The 13,152-nt window shown below is 70.6% G+C and carries 15 protein-coding genes and 1 pseudogene; 5 read left to right on the top strand and 11 right to left on the bottom strand.

Going from position 1 to position 13,152, the window contains the following annotated elements:
- Positions 1–144: 144 nt before the first annotated feature.
- The 5 genes from sepX to BLU81_RS37205 all read right to left on the bottom strand — a co-directional run bounded on the left by sepX (position 145) and on the right by BLU81_RS37205 (position 5,902).
- On the bottom strand, positions 145–894 hold the full coding sequence (gene sepX / locus BLU81_RS37225) for a divisome protein SepX/GlpR (RefSeq protein ID WP_092552276.1): 750 nt from the start codon (positions 892–894) through the stop codon (positions 145–147).
- A 107-nt stretch (positions 895–1,001) separates the two neighbouring features.
- Entirely contained in the window at positions 1,002–1,640 is a 639-nt protein-coding gene (locus tag BLU81_RS37220; RefSeq protein WP_092552274.1) for a GNAT family N-acetyltransferase, read from the bottom strand.
- Complete coding sequence (locus BLU81_RS37215; RefSeq protein ID WP_092552271.1) at positions 1,641–2,954, bottom strand: molybdopterin molybdotransferase MoeA; 1,314 nt, start codon at positions 2,952–2,954, stop codon at positions 1,641–1,643.
- Positions 2,951–3,841 carry a UTP--glucose-1-phosphate uridylyltransferase gene (locus tag BLU81_RS37210; protein WP_092552268.1) on the bottom strand — a complete coding sequence of 297 codons (891 nt, stop codon included), beginning with the start codon at positions 3,839–3,841 and terminating at the stop codon, positions 2,951–2,953. Before BLU81_RS37210 ends, BLU81_RS37215 begins: the two co-directional genes overlap by 4 nt.
- An 84-nt stretch (positions 3,842–3,925) precedes the next feature.
- Positions 3,926–5,902 (bottom strand): GGDEF domain-containing protein, encoded by a 1,977-nt coding sequence (locus BLU81_RS37205; protein WP_092552265.1) that lies wholly within the window; start codon positions 5,900–5,902, stop codon positions 3,926–3,928.
- An 83-nt stretch (positions 5,903–5,985) separates the two neighbouring features.
- Between BLU81_RS37205 and BLU81_RS37200 the strand changes: the two genes are divergently transcribed.
- Positions 5,986–6,648, top strand: a complete 663-nt coding sequence (locus tag BLU81_RS37200; RefSeq protein WP_092552262.1) for a 5-formyltetrahydrofolate cyclo-ligase — start codon at positions 5,986–5,988, stop codon at positions 6,646–6,648.
- A 180-nt stretch (positions 6,649–6,828) separates the two neighbouring features.
- A pseudogene (locus BLU81_RS51685) lies at positions 6,829–6,951 on the top strand (FmdB family zinc ribbon protein); the annotation flags it as partial.
- A gap of 62 nt (positions 6,952–7,013) precedes the next feature.
- Here BLU81_RS51685 and BLU81_RS51070 read toward each other — a convergent pair.
- The gene (locus tag BLU81_RS51070; RefSeq protein ID WP_231954915.1) at positions 7,014–7,313 is read right to left on the bottom strand and encodes a hypothetical protein; all 300 of its coding nucleotides are present in this window, start codon (positions 7,311–7,313) and stop codon (positions 7,014–7,016) included.
- Positions 7,314–7,686: 373 nt separating this feature from the next.
- Here BLU81_RS51070 and BLU81_RS37190 point away from each other — a divergent pair, with 373 nt between their 5' ends.
- A complete protein-coding gene (locus BLU81_RS37190; protein WP_092552256.1) occupies positions 7,687–8,196 on the top strand; it encodes a hypothetical protein in 510 nt (169 codons plus the stop codon).
- Positions 8,197–8,420: 224 nt separating this feature from the next.
- Here BLU81_RS37190 and BLU81_RS37185 read toward each other — a convergent pair whose 3' ends face one another.
- A complete protein-coding gene (locus tag BLU81_RS37185) occupies positions 8,421–8,600 on the bottom strand; it encodes a hypothetical protein (protein ID WP_092552252.1) in 180 nt (59 codons plus the stop codon).
- Positions 8,601–8,664: 64 nt separating this feature from the next.
- Here BLU81_RS37185 and BLU81_RS37180 point away from each other — a divergent pair, with 64 nt between their 5' ends.
- Entirely contained in the window at positions 8,665–8,988 is a 324-nt protein-coding gene (locus BLU81_RS37180; protein ID WP_307833803.1) for a translation initiation factor 2, read from the top strand.
- Between the two features lie 352 nt (positions 8,989–9,340).
- On the opposite strand, the gene BLU81_RS37175 is transcribed toward BLU81_RS37180, so the two are convergent.
- Positions 9,341–9,817 carry a DUF2231 domain-containing protein gene (locus BLU81_RS37175; protein ID WP_172890692.1) on the bottom strand — a complete coding sequence of 159 codons (477 nt, stop codon included), beginning with the start codon at positions 9,815–9,817 and terminating at the stop codon, positions 9,341–9,343.
- A gap of 226 nt (positions 9,818–10,043) precedes the next feature.
- Here BLU81_RS37175 and BLU81_RS37170 point away from each other — a divergent pair, with 226 nt between their 5' ends.
- Positions 10,044–10,520: a Fur family transcriptional regulator gene (locus BLU81_RS37170; protein WP_092552246.1), complete on the top strand. Its 477-nt coding sequence runs from the start codon at positions 10,044–10,046 to the stop codon at positions 10,518–10,520.
- A gap of 165 nt (positions 10,521–10,685) precedes the next feature.
- Here BLU81_RS37170 and BLU81_RS37165 read toward each other — a convergent pair whose 3' ends face one another.
- Genes BLU81_RS37165 through BLU81_RS37155 form a run of 3 tightly spaced genes read right to left on the bottom strand, consistent with a single transcriptional unit; the run spans position 10,686 to position 13,133 of the window.
- A complete protein-coding gene (locus BLU81_RS37165) occupies positions 10,686–11,603 on the bottom strand; it encodes a RecB family exonuclease (protein WP_092552244.1) in 918 nt (305 codons plus the stop codon).
- 6 nt (positions 11,604–11,609) lie between these two features.
- Positions 11,610–12,230, bottom strand: a complete 621-nt coding sequence (locus BLU81_RS37160; RefSeq protein WP_092552241.1) for a MarC family protein — start codon at positions 12,228–12,230, stop codon at positions 11,610–11,612.
- 51 nt (positions 12,231–12,281) lie between these two features.
- Complete coding sequence (locus tag BLU81_RS37155) at positions 12,282–13,133, bottom strand: PHP domain-containing protein (protein ID WP_172890691.1); 852 nt, start codon at positions 13,131–13,133, stop codon at positions 12,282–12,284.
- Between the last annotated feature and the right edge of the window lie 19 nt (positions 13,134–13,152).

The following is a 13,152-nucleotide window of genomic DNA, read 5'->3' as shown; positions in this document are numbered from 1 at the left end:
TCCGTCATCTACCCGAGCACGGGTAGCCCTGCGGTAGGGCAACCCGCCCGGATGGCGGCCCTGGCCGCCGGGACCAGGCAGCCACGTCGCCGGGATCGGACGGCCGGGTGTCGATCTACGGGGCCACGCTGACCCCGTACAAGATCAGGATGCATTGTGGTGTCTGCCTCCGGCCTCGTAGGCGCGGCCGCGCAGACCTCCGCGACGCCGGTAGGAGACCGACCCTCCGTTGGCGGCGGCGGGGAGGTCGGTGGGTTCGCGGTCGAGGCCCATCGCGGCGCGCCGGACGGCTTCGCGCTGGGCGGCCAGGCGGCGCTGGGCTTCGCGGCGGGCGGCGGCTCGGCGGGCCTGTTCGCGGCGGACTTCGGCTTGGCGGGCGGCGAGCCAGGCGGCCTCGCGGGCTTGGACGCGCCGGCGGCGGCGGTCGATGATGGCGCGGTTGCGCAGGTGGACGAGGTAGAGGCCGAGGAGGCTGCCGGTGACGGCGAAGCCGATCCAGAAGCCGGGGCCGACGGCGACCACACCGATGAGTTCGATGGTGTTGAGCAGGATCAGGGCGGCGAAGACGCGGCGGCGGCGGACCACTGCGGGGGTGCCTCGGCGTTTGTCGACCCGCTGCGAACGGCGGCCGGTGACCAGGCGCAGGCGTCGTTCCGGTGGTGCGGCGGGATCACCCGTTGGGGCGGGTACCGTAACCGTGACCTGGCGGGCGGGGTTTATCGGTCGGCGTCCGGGCACGGTGCGGCGACGGCGTTGGCGCTGCAGCACCCGCGCCGTCGACGACGCCCGTTCCGCAGCGAGGCGCTCGGTGGCGTCGTACCGGCGCACTAGCGCCGGGGCGAGGGCGAGCAGCCCAGCCGCGGCCAGGACGGCGAGGAGCACCGAGGTCGGCACCCTCACCCCTCCGTTCCGCCACGGAAAAATGACACGACGAATGCGAGGTTACGGGCGGTAGCGACATTATTTCGCGCGCCGCGCCGGTAGCGACGCGACGTTCAAGATCATTTAGCGGTACGGACGCGGCGCCAGCGTGCGAGCAGGCCCCCCTCGCCGGCGATCTCCTCACTCGTCATCGCGTAGCCGAGATGGTCCCGCCAGCCGCCGTCGATGTGCATGTAGCGCTGGTGGTACGCCTCCTCGCGGAACCCCAGCTTCTCCACCACCCGGCGGCTCGGCCCGTTCTCCGGCCGGATGTTCACCTCGATGCGGTGCAGCCCGCCCGGCCCGAAGGCATGGTCGACGGCGAGCGCGAGAGCCGTCGGAATGACACCCCGGCCGGCCACCCGATGGTCCACCCAGTAGCCCGCATAGGCCGACGCGAACGCCCGCCGCACGATGTTGCCCAGGTTGACGTGCCCGACCAGCCGTTCCCGGCCGTTCTCAAGCAGGCAGACCGCGAACGGCATGCTGTCGCCGTTGCGGGCGGCCCGTTTCATGTCGCGATAGACGTAGCCGTACGCGCGGGTCGAGTTCATCTCCGCCCACGGTCCCGGCGGTGCCGACTCCCAGGCCGTCAGCCACGCCTGGTTGGCGATCCGCACCTCGGACCAGGCCCGGGCATCACCGCGCTTGTACGGCCGGAGCAGCACAGCCCCGTCCGCCAGCACAGCGGGCCATCCGGGGGTGGTGGCCCCGAGCATCTATCGCCTCCGGTCGATCAGCAGAACGTCGACGGTCGAGCCGGCGGCCGCTGTGGTGACCCGTTCGCCGAGCACCAGCAGGCCGTTCGCCTCGGCCAAACCGGAGAGAGTGTAAGGCCCACCGGCGAGTGGCTGCACCGTGTAGCCGCCACCACGCCGTTCCGCGACGTGGGCGGGCCGGAACTCACGCAGCCCACCGGGTGACGAGACCGTCTCCAGCAGGTGCGCCTTGATCCCGGGCCGGAACACCGGTTCGGCCCCGGCGAGCAACCGGATCACCGGCCTGGCCAGCACTTCGAAGCCGATCAGGGCGGCGCCGGGTTCACCGGGCAGGCAGACCACCGGCACCTCCTCGCCGCCGACCGTGCCGAACCCGAGGGAGGTGCCGGGCGAGAGCGCCACGTCGATGAACTCGACCGTGCCCCGGCCCGGCCCCGGACGGGACAGGACCCGGCGCAGCATGTCGCCCGGCCCGGTGCCGGTGCCGCCGGTCGTGATGATCAGGTCGGCGCGCAGTGTCTGGTCCTCCAGCAGGCCGCGCAGACCTTCCGGGTCGTCGTCGCAGATGCCGATCCGGAAACCCATCGCGCCCGCTTCGACGGCGGCCGCGGTGAGCGCGTGCGAGTTCGCGTCGACCACCTGGCCGGGCTGGCTGGGCCGGCCCACGTCGACGAGTTCGTCGCCGGTGGCCACGACCACCACCCGCGGGCTGGGCCGGACCAGCACGTGCCCGATGCCGGAGGCGGCGAAGAGGGCCACGGTCGGCGGGGTGACGTAGGAGCCGGCGACCGCGAGGACCTGCCCGACAGCGACCTCCTCACCGGCCCGCCGCACCCCGGAGCCCCGTTTCGGGGCGTGCAGGATCTCCACCGCGGCCATGCCCTGATCGGTCCAATGAATCGGCACGACCACGTCGGCGCCGATCGGCAGCGGCGCTCCGGCGGCCACCGAGAAGCAGGTGCCCGGGGTGATCCGGACCGGCCGCCAGTGGGCCGCGCCCATGTCGCCGACCACGTTCAGCCGGATGCTCCGGGCGGTGCTCTCGAACTGCCCGAACGACGGGTGCGACCCGATGCGCCCGGCGCCGGCCAGGTCTTCCCATCGGGCCGCGTACCCGTCGATCGCGGCCTGGTCGAACGCCGGGAACGGGTGCGGGGCGATCACGTCGGCCGCGAGCACGTTCCCGTGCGCCTCGGTGAGGTCGAGGTCGAGCGGAGGCAGCGCGCGGAGCCTGCGCAGCACACTGCCCAGGTACTCGGCGAGAGGCATCAGCTCGTTGGAAGCGGCCGCCTCGCGATCGGCCGTGGCGGTCATCCCTTCCGGCCGCCGATGAAGTCAGTGAGCCAGGCCCGGAACTCCTCGCCCAGGTCATCCCGCTTGACCGCGAGCTGGACGACGGCCTGGAGGTAACCGAGCGGCATGCCGGTGTCGTAGCGATGGCCGCGGTAGATGATGCCGTGCACCGGGACACCGTCGGCGAGCATCGTCGCCATCGCGTCGGTGAGCTGGATCTCGCCGCCGTTACCGGGCTTGGTGTCCGCGATGACCTCGAAGATCTTGGCGGGCAGGATGTACCGGCCGAGCACCGCCAGGTTGCTCGGGGCCTCCTCCGGCGACGGCTTCTCGACCAGGCCGGTGACCTCGACGACGTCCGGGTTCCCGGTCTCGCGCACCGAGGCGATGCCGTAACGGGACGTCTCGTGCGGCGCGACCTCCATGAACGCCAGGACGATGCCGCCGGTCTCCGCCTGCAGGTCGAGCATCTGCGGGAGCAGCGGCTTGTCCTCTTCGACGAACTCGTCACCGAGCAGCACCGCGAACGCGTTGTCGCCGACGTGCGAGGCGGCGCAACCGACGGCGTGGCCGAGCCCGAGGGGTTCACCCTGGCGGACGGTGTAGATGTCGGCCAGTTCACTGGTCCGGCGTACCGCCGCCAGCCTGGTCTTGTCGCCCTTCTCCTCCAGCCGGGCCTCCACGTCGGGACGGCGGTCGAAGTGGTCCACCATCGCGGTCTTGCCACGCCCGGTGACCAGCAGGACGTCGCTGAGGCCCGCGGCGGCGGCCTCCTCGACGATGTACTGCAGCACCGGCCGGTCCACCACCGGCAGGAGTTCCTTGGGGACCGCCTTGGTGGCCGGCAGGAAGCGGGTTGCCAACCCCGCCGCTGGGATCACTGCCTTGACGGCGCGTTTCGTCGTCATTGAAGTCACTTCACCTTCGCTGTCGTGCCCGGCTGGTACGGCGCTGTTGTGCCCGGCTGTTCGGCCTCAAGCATGCCGCCGAGACTAGCGGCCAGGGGCCTGTCTCGCGGCATCCAGTTGCCCTTCCGGTCCGATACCGGAAACCCTTTCGGCCAAGCGGTACGTGTCACGGCCGGCGTGCTTGGCCGCGTACAACGCCTCGTCGGCCGCGTCGAGCACCTGCTGCGCCGTCGCACCGTGCTCGGGGAAGACGGCGATGCCGATCGAGACACTGATCGAGACCCGGTCGCCGAGGCCCGGCCGGCGCGGGTCGACCGGAATCGGCCACTCCCGCACCGCGGCGCCCAGCCGCTCGGCGACGATCACCCCGCCGTACGCGTCCGTCTCCGGCAGCAGCACCACGAACTCCTCACCGCCCTGACGGAACGCCACGTCGACCTCCCGCAGCCCGATCCGGATCCGCCGGGCGAACTCGCCCAGCACCTGGTCACCGGCGGTGTGGCCATACGTGTCGTTCACCTCCTTGAAGTGATCGAGGTCGAGGACCAGCACGGTGAGCATCCGGCCGAACCGGCTCGCCCGCTCCACCTCACGGCGCAGCACCTCACGCAGATAACGGTAGTTCCAGAGTCCGGTCAGCGGATCGGTCAAAGAGAGGCGCTGGGCCTCCTCATGGACCCGGACGTTGTGCACCGCCACCCCGGCCTGACCGGCGAAGGTCCGCACGATGCGCAGATCGTTGTCCTCGAACCCGGGACCACCGAGCCGGTCGTAGAGGGCGAGCACCCCGAGAACACCCGGACCCGGGTCGGCGTCCTCGGCCGGCGGAGCGCAGATCGGCACCGCGAGATACGACTCACACGCCGGTTCGTCCGGGTCGGCTCCGTTCGTATCGCGGGTCACCCCCCGGTTAGTACCCCGTAAGGGTGAACCGGTGGCCGCGACCGTCCCGAGGATCCCGCGCCCCGGCGCCAGCCGGCGTTGCAGCAGCTCCGCGACGGGCAGATCCCAGTCGCCGGTGAGACCCGAACCGGACCGCGCGGCCAACCGGCCGTCGGACGGTTCGATCAGCAGGATCAGGCCGGCCCGCGCGCCGGTCGCGGTCATCGCGGTTCGCAGGATCACCGGGAGGATCCGGTCCAGATCATGGGTGCTGGACAGGGTGTCGCCGAGGATCGCCAGGTGGCGGCGCAGCTGGTCCCGGCTCGCGGTCAGCGCCTGCACATAGGACTGCAACTCCCGGGTCATCCGGTTGAAGGTGCCGGCCAGGCGGCCCAGTTCGTCCGGCCGCGGGATCGGCACGCGGGTGTCCAGGTCGCCGTTGGCCACCCGGTCGGCCGCCCAGGCCAGGTCACCGAGCGGGCGGGTGGTGGAATGCGCCAGCCAACGGGCCGCCAGCACCGCCAGACCGGCGGTGACCAACACGATCAGTGGCAGGACGGCGTGCCGGAAAGGCGATTCGCCAGTGCGGACGCTGAGGGTCAGGGTGAGTGGTTGGCCCGGTTCGGCGGGCATGTCCCGGTTGGCGGCGCGATCGTCTTTCGGGCCGCTCATCGCGGCGGTCGCTCCTGATGCCTCACTCAGGCGGTCCAGAAGGGCGGCATCGATGCGCTGGGCGGCGGTCACGGTGACCTCTTGGGCGTACGCGGTGGCGGAGATCGCGGTGGCGGGCTCGCTCACCGGGCTCGCCTTCGGTGGATTCATACAGCTCTTCCAGCCGACCGTGTCTTTTCCCTGTTCGCTACTCGCGACCCGGCCGGTGATCGGCTGACCTGGATCGGACACGTTGATCGCGGAGGCGAGTCCTCTGGTGACCAGTTGAGCGGCGACCGCGGCACGGTTCTCGGACGGGACCACGGCGACCGCGTCGGCAGCGGCCTGGAGTTGCCGGCAGATCGCGCTCACGGCAGCGCCCACGGTGGTCTCGGCGTGGTCGAGGCGTTCGGTGACTCGTTCCCGGCTCACCGCACCGACGGTCAGTGCGACGAAGACGGATCCGAGCAGAACGGGACCGAGCACGACCACCAGAAATGCGCTGGTCAGCCGGCCACGAAGTGTCACACATCCTCCCGGAGTGGCCCTGGCGTTCTCAGCGATGCTGACATAGTGTGCGGCGTTTGCCGGTTTCCAGAAGGGGGTGTTGCATGTCGGATTTAACCGCTGATGGCGAAAAATCACGCCAAATCAAAAACGCGCTGCGCACACGCCTGCTCACGTTCCGCAGATCACTTCCGGACTCGGTCACGCTCGCCGCCGCCACCAAGATCCAGGATCAAACCCTTGCGCTGGTACGTCGGACAGGCGCCCGTGACATCGCCGCCTACGTCCCCATCGGCTCCGAACCCGGCGGCCCCGACCTACCGAACCGCTTGGCCGAAGCCCTGCCACCTGGCGGCCGCCTGCTCCTGCCGATCCTGCTCCCCGACAACGACCTGGACTGGGCGGTCTTCACCGGCACCCTCGTCCAGGCGTCCCGGGGCCTTCTGGAGCCCACCGGCCCGCGTCTGGGCGTGACCGCGATCCGAACAGTGGACCTGCTGCTGGTTCCCGCCCTGGCGGTAGCCGACGACGGCACCCGCATGGGCCGCGGCGGCGGCTCCTACGACCGAGCCCTGTCCCGCCTCCCCTCACCCCGCCCGTCGGCTCCCTCCTCGCCCGGCCCTTCGGCACACTCCTCGCCCGGCCCGCTGACGGTGGCGCTGCTCCATGACGGCGAGACCCTGTCGTCCGTGCCCGCCGACCCGCATGACCGGGCCGTCCAGGCCGTCGTGACCCCAACCGAGGGCTTCTCCCGCCGTCCCGTATGAGCGGCCGGCGCGCACCGCACAGCCCTCGCCGGGTCTGGCATCCGTTACGCTCACGGCCCGGTCCAGCCCTTTTGTCCCGCCGTGCTGTGACAACAGCCACCCACGGCTTAGCGCTCAGGCCGGGCGTGGAGTGGACGAATTGACCTCCGATGCCGCAACATTGGCACTCGGAGTTGGCGAGTGCCAGCAGCCGATCGATCCGGAGGGGCCGTGCCTACCTACCAGTACGCCTGCACCGAGTGCGGTGAGCAGCTCGAAGCCGTGCAGTCCTTCTCCGACCCCGCACTCACCGAGTGCCCGAACTGCCAGGGCAAACTCCGCAAGGTGTTCAACTCGGTCGGCATCGTCTTCAAGGGTTCCGGCTTCTACCGCAACGACTCCCGCGCCGGCGCGGTAAGCGCCGAGAAGCCCGCGACCCCGACGAGCGACACCCCCGCCAAGAAGTCCGACGCCACACCGTCGACGACCCCGTCCACGTCGTCTTCGTCGTCCTCCAGTACGACCTCGTCGTCGACGTCCTCTTCTTCATCGTCGTCCTCGTCGTCCTCGTCGTCCTCAGGCAGCAGCGGCACAAAGACCGCAGCCACTTCCTGACCCGACCCCCACTGCGCGCCGAGCCGGTCTTCCGGCCCGGCGCGCAGTCGTTCCCACCCAGTCGTCTCCACCCGGCCGTTTCCACCCGGCCTCCGGCTCCCTGAAGGTCTGGCCGCCCAGCTCAGCCTGAGAAGCAGGCCGCCAACTCCTCGGCGCCCCTTCCTGAACCGGGCAGCTCCCAACAGCGCCCGATGAGGATTCGCCACCGCACGGCCCGTTCCGGCCCAGCCACCGGCTCACCTGACGCCGAGGCTGCCAGGATCCGATCCAGCGCTGGCTCCACCTGCTGAGGCCGCCGCTCGTCGGCTACCAAGATCTGCTGAGAGATCCGCGGTTCTCCACAGCGCCCGGCTATCCACAGGGCTGTCCCCGTCGTCCTCGCTAGCCGCCTACCTTCGGCCTTCCCAGCGCTCGCTACCCGCAGCGTCAGGTTCTGGAGGTCAGATGCCCCGAGCAGTCCCAGCGGCACGCAACGAACGCCTCGACCCGGTGCGATGGCACCGGCCGACCCGAGGCACCATGCTCCGCCTGATCTCGGTAGCAGTGCTGTTGGTCACAGCAGCCGCAGTCCTCTGGCTCAAACCGGCCACCTGCACTCCGCTCTCGACCACCGCCATACCGTCCGCATCAGGCGCACGAAGCCCGTCAGCCCAGGCATCCGTCTCAGGACCGGGCGCCCGACCGATCCCACCGGGCAGTGTCGGCGTCCCGGTCCGGCTGGCCGACCCGACAGCCCTGACCGTGGTCCGCCCCGGCAACCGGGTGGACCTGCTACGGCTGGACGCCGACCGGGACCGGACCACACCGGTCGCCAGCGCCGCCCTGGTCCTGGAGGTGACCGGCACCGACGACCCGGTGACCGGCGGTCTCCTGCTGGCCTTGGCTCCAGACGAGGCGAAACGAGCGATAGCCGCCTCAGGCCGGGGCTTCGCCATCGTGATCCGCCCGGGCTGACAGCCCTCAGCGGTCGCACTGCCTCGGACCAGCCCGCTTCACGAACCAGGAAACCCGCCGCGAGGCAAACCAAAACCACCACAAGCCGGACCAAGAAGCCAGCCACGAGACGAATCGAAATCATCGGAGCCGGTCGCGGTAGGCGTGGCGGCCGGGAACCGGTCAACCCTCGCTGGAGACCGGCTCAACCCCAGCCCGGGCCGGTCAACCCTCGTCGGGGCCGGTCAACCCCAGTGCGGCGGGCGGTCTTCGAGCAGGCGATCGTCATTGGAGTAGGAGCTCTCGCCCCAACCTCGTTCGGTGTCGTCGCGAGTCTGCTCAGGCAGCACCGGGGCCTCTTCGGACTCGAAGTCGACTACGCGCTCGGCGTCGTTGTCCCGCTCGGGCTGGTCCAGGATGTCCACATCTAAGAGGGTAAGCGGACAGCACCGCAGCCGTCGTCCCCCTCCGGTTGTACCGTCGGTGAACGTGAGTTCCCCCAACCTTCCGGGCGACGACGCCTTCTGGCAGCGGCCCGACCCGGCAGCCGAGTCACTCGGTCGTCCTGAGCCCGCCCCGAAGGCCGAACCGATCGGCTATTCGGGCCCACCCCGCGCTACTCCGCCGCCCGCTGACTGGCGCCCACCGACGGTCGCGCACCCGCCACCGCCACGTCGCCTCCCCGCACAGGACGACGAGGCCCTGGACCAGGCCGAGGGCTCGGCCCGCACCGTCACCTACGGCGTCGGCCTGGTAGCCGGCGCCATCGCCCTGGTGATCATCTGCCTGCTCTGCTCCCGCCTGTTCTTCTGACCCGGCCCGCACCGCTACCGGGCCCTACGCCCGCCCACTCAGCCCTACGCCGCGCCCGCTCGGACCTACGCTCGCCCGCTCGGACCTACTCCGCGCCCACCCGCCCTACGCCTTTACCCGGCGCTCCGGCCCGCCTGCCGTCGCTCCAGCCCGAGCTTCTCTCGTTCCGGTGAGCAGGGCAGCTCAACCCGGCGCGGGGAGCGCGGGCAGCTAAGCGCGGGGGCAGCTCAGCGCGGGAGCAGCTCAGCGCGGGCGGGGCGCGGGGCGGCCCGGGGCGAGCGCGGCAGCGGGAGCACGGGGCGGGCGCGGGGCGGCGCGGGGGACGGCCGAGGCGGGGCTGTTCGGGGTGGGGTCAGTAGGTTCCCCAGACTGCGGTTGCGCCTGAATCGCCGGTCTCGAAGAGGTAATAGGCGCTCAGGGCGGCCAGCACCACCAGGACGAGGGCGAGGCCCAGGTCGGCGATCTTCGGCAGGGCTCGGGGGTTGCGGGCGGTCAGGGCCACCAGGACCAGGCTGACCACGCCGAGGGCGATGGTGAGCAGCATCGTGGTGGTGCCGTTCTGCATGTGGCCGTCGAGGATCACCTTGCCGGCTGGGGAGACGCTTTCCTCGCTGAGGAGCCGGTTGTAGAACTCGGTGCCGGAGAGCTTGGTGATCACGGCGGCCACCGGGGCGGTGACGGCCAGCAGCGCGACGGCCCAGCCGATCTTCGGGCGCCAGGCGGTGGCGAAGCCGTAGACGATCGCGCCCAGGCCGAGTAACGGCACGAAGATGACGGCGGCGTGCAGGACAAGAATGTGTACCGGTAACCCGTTGATCTGGTCTAACACTATTCCTCCTCGATCAGGGCAGTCCGGGCGGACAGTCGGCGGCGATTCGATCTTCAATCTCGTCGACGACCCGGCTGATGGCAGCTTAGAAGTCATTGACTGCGCAAACATCCCCGGAGGGCCAAGTCGTGATCGAACCGCGCCGTAGCCCTTACCCAGGTCGCCCCGCCCGCATGTGACAGGCATCCCGGTTGGTGAATCCGTTTCGGCGTGCTGTCATGGATCGGTGTCGACCGGTGAGGAACTGCTGCGTACGCACGGGTTGCGAGTGACCCGTCCGCGCCTCGCCGTGCTCGACGTGCTGACCGGCGGCGGGCATCTCGAGGTCGACGAGATCGCGCGGCGGGTGCGTGAGCGCCTGGACTCGGTGTCGACACAGGCGGTCTATGACGTGCTGGGCGCCCTGTCCCGGGCGGGTCTGGCACGGCGGATCGAGCCAGCCGGCAGTCCGGCCCGGTTCGAGGCCCGGGCCGGCGACAATCATCATCACATCGTGTGTCGCGGCTGCGGCGAGATCACCGACGTGGACTGCGTCGTGGGCCGCCGCCCGTGCCTGATGCCGGCCGAGGCGCACGGCTTCGAACTGGACGAAGCCGAGATCACCTTCTGGGGCCTCTGCCCAGCCTGCCGGTCCCGCCGAGACGCCGAAACCGTCCCGACAGGCGACACGGCACATGGCCACCCCGCGAAATACGCGACGTAGGGCCGCCCACGGAGGACGCGAGGCAAGGCCGCCCCGCGAAAGACGCGACGTGACGCCGCCACGCGGAAAACGCTGCATGAGACCGGGCCGCCAGGCGACACACGGCATGGAGCCGTGGAACCGGAAACCGTGGCCGGCGGCCCACACCGCCGGTGAAACCCGGGGTCAGGTGGTCAGATGCTCCACTGCGGTCCACGGGTCCTTCGCCGTGGCCTCCGCGCCGGCGGGGCACACCTTGCGGAAATCGCACCACCCACAGAGCGACCCGGGGTTGACCGGAAACTCGTCGTCCGCTGAGGCTCCGGCAGCCACCGCCTTCTCCGCGGCCATGATGTCGATCGCCGTCTCCTCGGCCCTGCGCAGCTGCCGGGCCAGGGATTCCTCGGTGTGCTCGTGGACCGAGATCGTCCCGGTCGGCAGGTGGTGCAGCTCGACGCGGCGGGATGGTCGCCGGAAAACTCGCTGGGCGGCGAACGCGTACAGCGCCAGGGCCTGGGATCCTCTCGCGTCGTCGTCGGAGAGCCCGGACCGGCCGGTCTTGTAGTCGACGATGACCGCTTCGGAACCGTCCGGCCCGACGCGCTCGTCGATGCGGTCGGCCCGCCCGTTGAGGGCCAGGATGCCGGTCTTGGCGGCGACGACCCGCTCCACACCGAGCGGCTCGTCCTCGGGGTCGAGGGTCGCCACGTAAGTGTCCAGCCAGCCGAGCGCACGACGGTAGACGATCCGCTCCTGCTCGACGTCGCGATAACCCTCCCGCACCCAGGTGGCTTTGAGGAGGGCCGGCAGCGAGTCACGCTCACGCCGCTCGGTGGGCAGCCCGTACCAGTTCTTCAGGGCCGTGTGCACGCTCGCGCCGAGCGAGTTGTGCGCCCACGGCGGGCCTTTGGGCTGGCTGGGGCGGTCGACATACGAATATCGGTATCGCCGGGGGCAGTCGGTGTAGGCGCCGAGTTTGCTCGGCGTGCAGACGAAGAGCCGCTCGGGCATGCCAGCGAAGCCGAGTTGCTCGGGGACCGCGGATTTGGTGGCACGGGATCGGGTGGGGGGCACGGAACCAATCCTGCCAGCACCCCCCGACATCAATCGTCAGCCCTGGCCGGTGTAAAGCTGCACGAAGGCCCAGATGGCGTCGGCCATGAGCTGTACCGCGATGGCGGCCAGGAGCAGACCGGCGATCCGGGTGAGCACTTCGATGCCGGCCGGTTTGAGCAGCCGGACGATGACGCCGGAGAAGCGCAGCACCAGCCAGACGGTGGCCATCACGGCGAGGATCGCGGCGGCCAGGATCAGGTATTCGTCGGGGCTCTTCGCCCGCTGCACGAACAGCATGGTGGCGACGATGGCGCCCGGTCCGGCCAGAAGTGGGGTGCCGATCGGGACGAGGGCCACGTTGGTCGTACCGCCGCCCTGGTCGGAAGGCTCGTCGGTCTTGCCGGTGAGCAGTTGCAGAGCCACCAGCACGAGGAGCAGACCACCGGCCGCCTGCAGGGCCGGGAGCTGGACGTGCAGATAGTCCAGGAGGGTCTGACCAGCCACGGCGAAGCCGATGATGACACCGAGGGCGAGCAGGACGGCCTGGGTCGCGGCCCGGTTGCGGGCTTTCGCGGGCAGGGATCCGGTGAGGGCCAGGAAGACCGGGACCATGCCGGGCGGATCGACGATCACCAGCAGAGTCACGAAGAACTCGCCGAACAGCTTGAGGTTCACCCGAGCAGGTTAGGGTCCGTCACCCTCCGGCGCAGGCGGGTGCGGCGAGCGTCACCCGAGCACCGGCACTCCGGTCGCGGCGGAGACGATCTTCTCGTACGCCGCCGGGTCGGTCTTGAACGCACCGAGCTGGACCGTCTTGTGCGTACCGTGGAAATCGGAGGACCCGGTGACGACCAGCCCGAGCCGTTCCGCCAGCGCCCTGATCTGGGCCCGCTCGGTGGGCGCGTGGTCCTCGTGGTCGGCTTCCAGACCGAAGAGCCCGGCGTCGGCGAGTTCGGCGATCAGCTCGTCGGGCACCACCCGGCCCCGTTTGGTCGCCCGGGGGTGTGCGAAGACCGCCACGCCGCCGGCCGCCCGCACCACTCGCACGGCGTCAAAAACATCAAGGTCCGATTTCGGTACGAAATATCGCGCCCCGAGCCAGGCCGAGGCGAAGGCCTCAGTGGTCGTCGCGACCAGTCCCGCCCGGATCAGAGCCTGGGCGATGTGCGGCCGGCCCACCGAACCGCCGGCCGCGTAGCCCCGAACCTCGTCCCAGGTGATCGGCACCCCGTCGGCCCGTAGCTTCTCCACGATCTTCTCGCCGCGCTGTTCCCGGTCGGCGCGCAGCCGGAGCAGTTCCGCGGCGAGCACCGGCTCGGCCGGGTCGAAGAGGTAGGCGAGCAGGTGCAGCGGGATCGACGGCTCGGCACCGTGCCAGCGGCAGGACAGCTCGGCACCGCGGACCAGCCGAAGCCCTTCAGGGCGGGCCGCGGCGGCGGCAGCCCAGCCTCCGGTGGTGTCGTGGTCGGTGATCGCCATGACGGCGAGACCGGCGGCGGCACCCGCCCGGACCAACTCGGCCGGGGTCAGTGTGCCGTCGCTGGCGGTCGAATGGCAGTGAAGATCTATATCGGTCATCACTGCCACGCTACCGCCG

The organism is Actinoplanes derwentensis, assembly GCF_900104725.1.
GTDB lineage: Bacteria > Actinomycetota > Actinomycetes > Mycobacteriales > Micromonosporaceae > Actinoplanes > Actinoplanes derwentensis.
The sequence above is the reverse complement of the archived record's forward strand: the minus strand, read 5'-3'. Positions and strand labels throughout refer to the sequence as shown.

Coding starts and splice junctions, on each gene's coding strand:
- BLU81_RS37220 (WP_092552274.1), bottom strand. CDS start 1,640: ATGCTCGGGGCCACCACCCCCGGATGGCCCGCTGTGCTGGCGGACGGG.
- BLU81_RS37215 (WP_092552271.1), bottom strand. CDS start 2,954: ATGACCGCCACGGCCGATCGCGAGGCGGCCGCTTCCAACGAGCTGATG.
- BLU81_RS37210 (WP_092552268.1), bottom strand. CDS start 3,841: ATGACGACGAAACGCGCCGTCAAGGCAGTGATCCCAGCGGCGGGGTTG.
- BLU81_RS37200 (WP_092552262.1), top strand. CDS start 5,986: ATGTCGGATTTAACCGCTGATGGCGAAAAATCACGCCAAATCAAAAAC.
- BLU81_RS37190 (WP_092552256.1), top strand. CDS start 7,687: ATGCCCCGAGCAGTCCCAGCGGCACGCAACGAACGCCTCGACCCGGTG.
- BLU81_RS37165 (WP_092552244.1), bottom strand. CDS start 11,603: ATGTCGGGGGGTGCTGGCAGGATTGGTTCCGTGCCCCCCACCCGATCC.
- BLU81_RS37155 (WP_172890691.1), bottom strand. CDS start 13,133: ATGACCGATATAGATCTTCACTGCCATTCGACCGCCAGCGACGGCACA.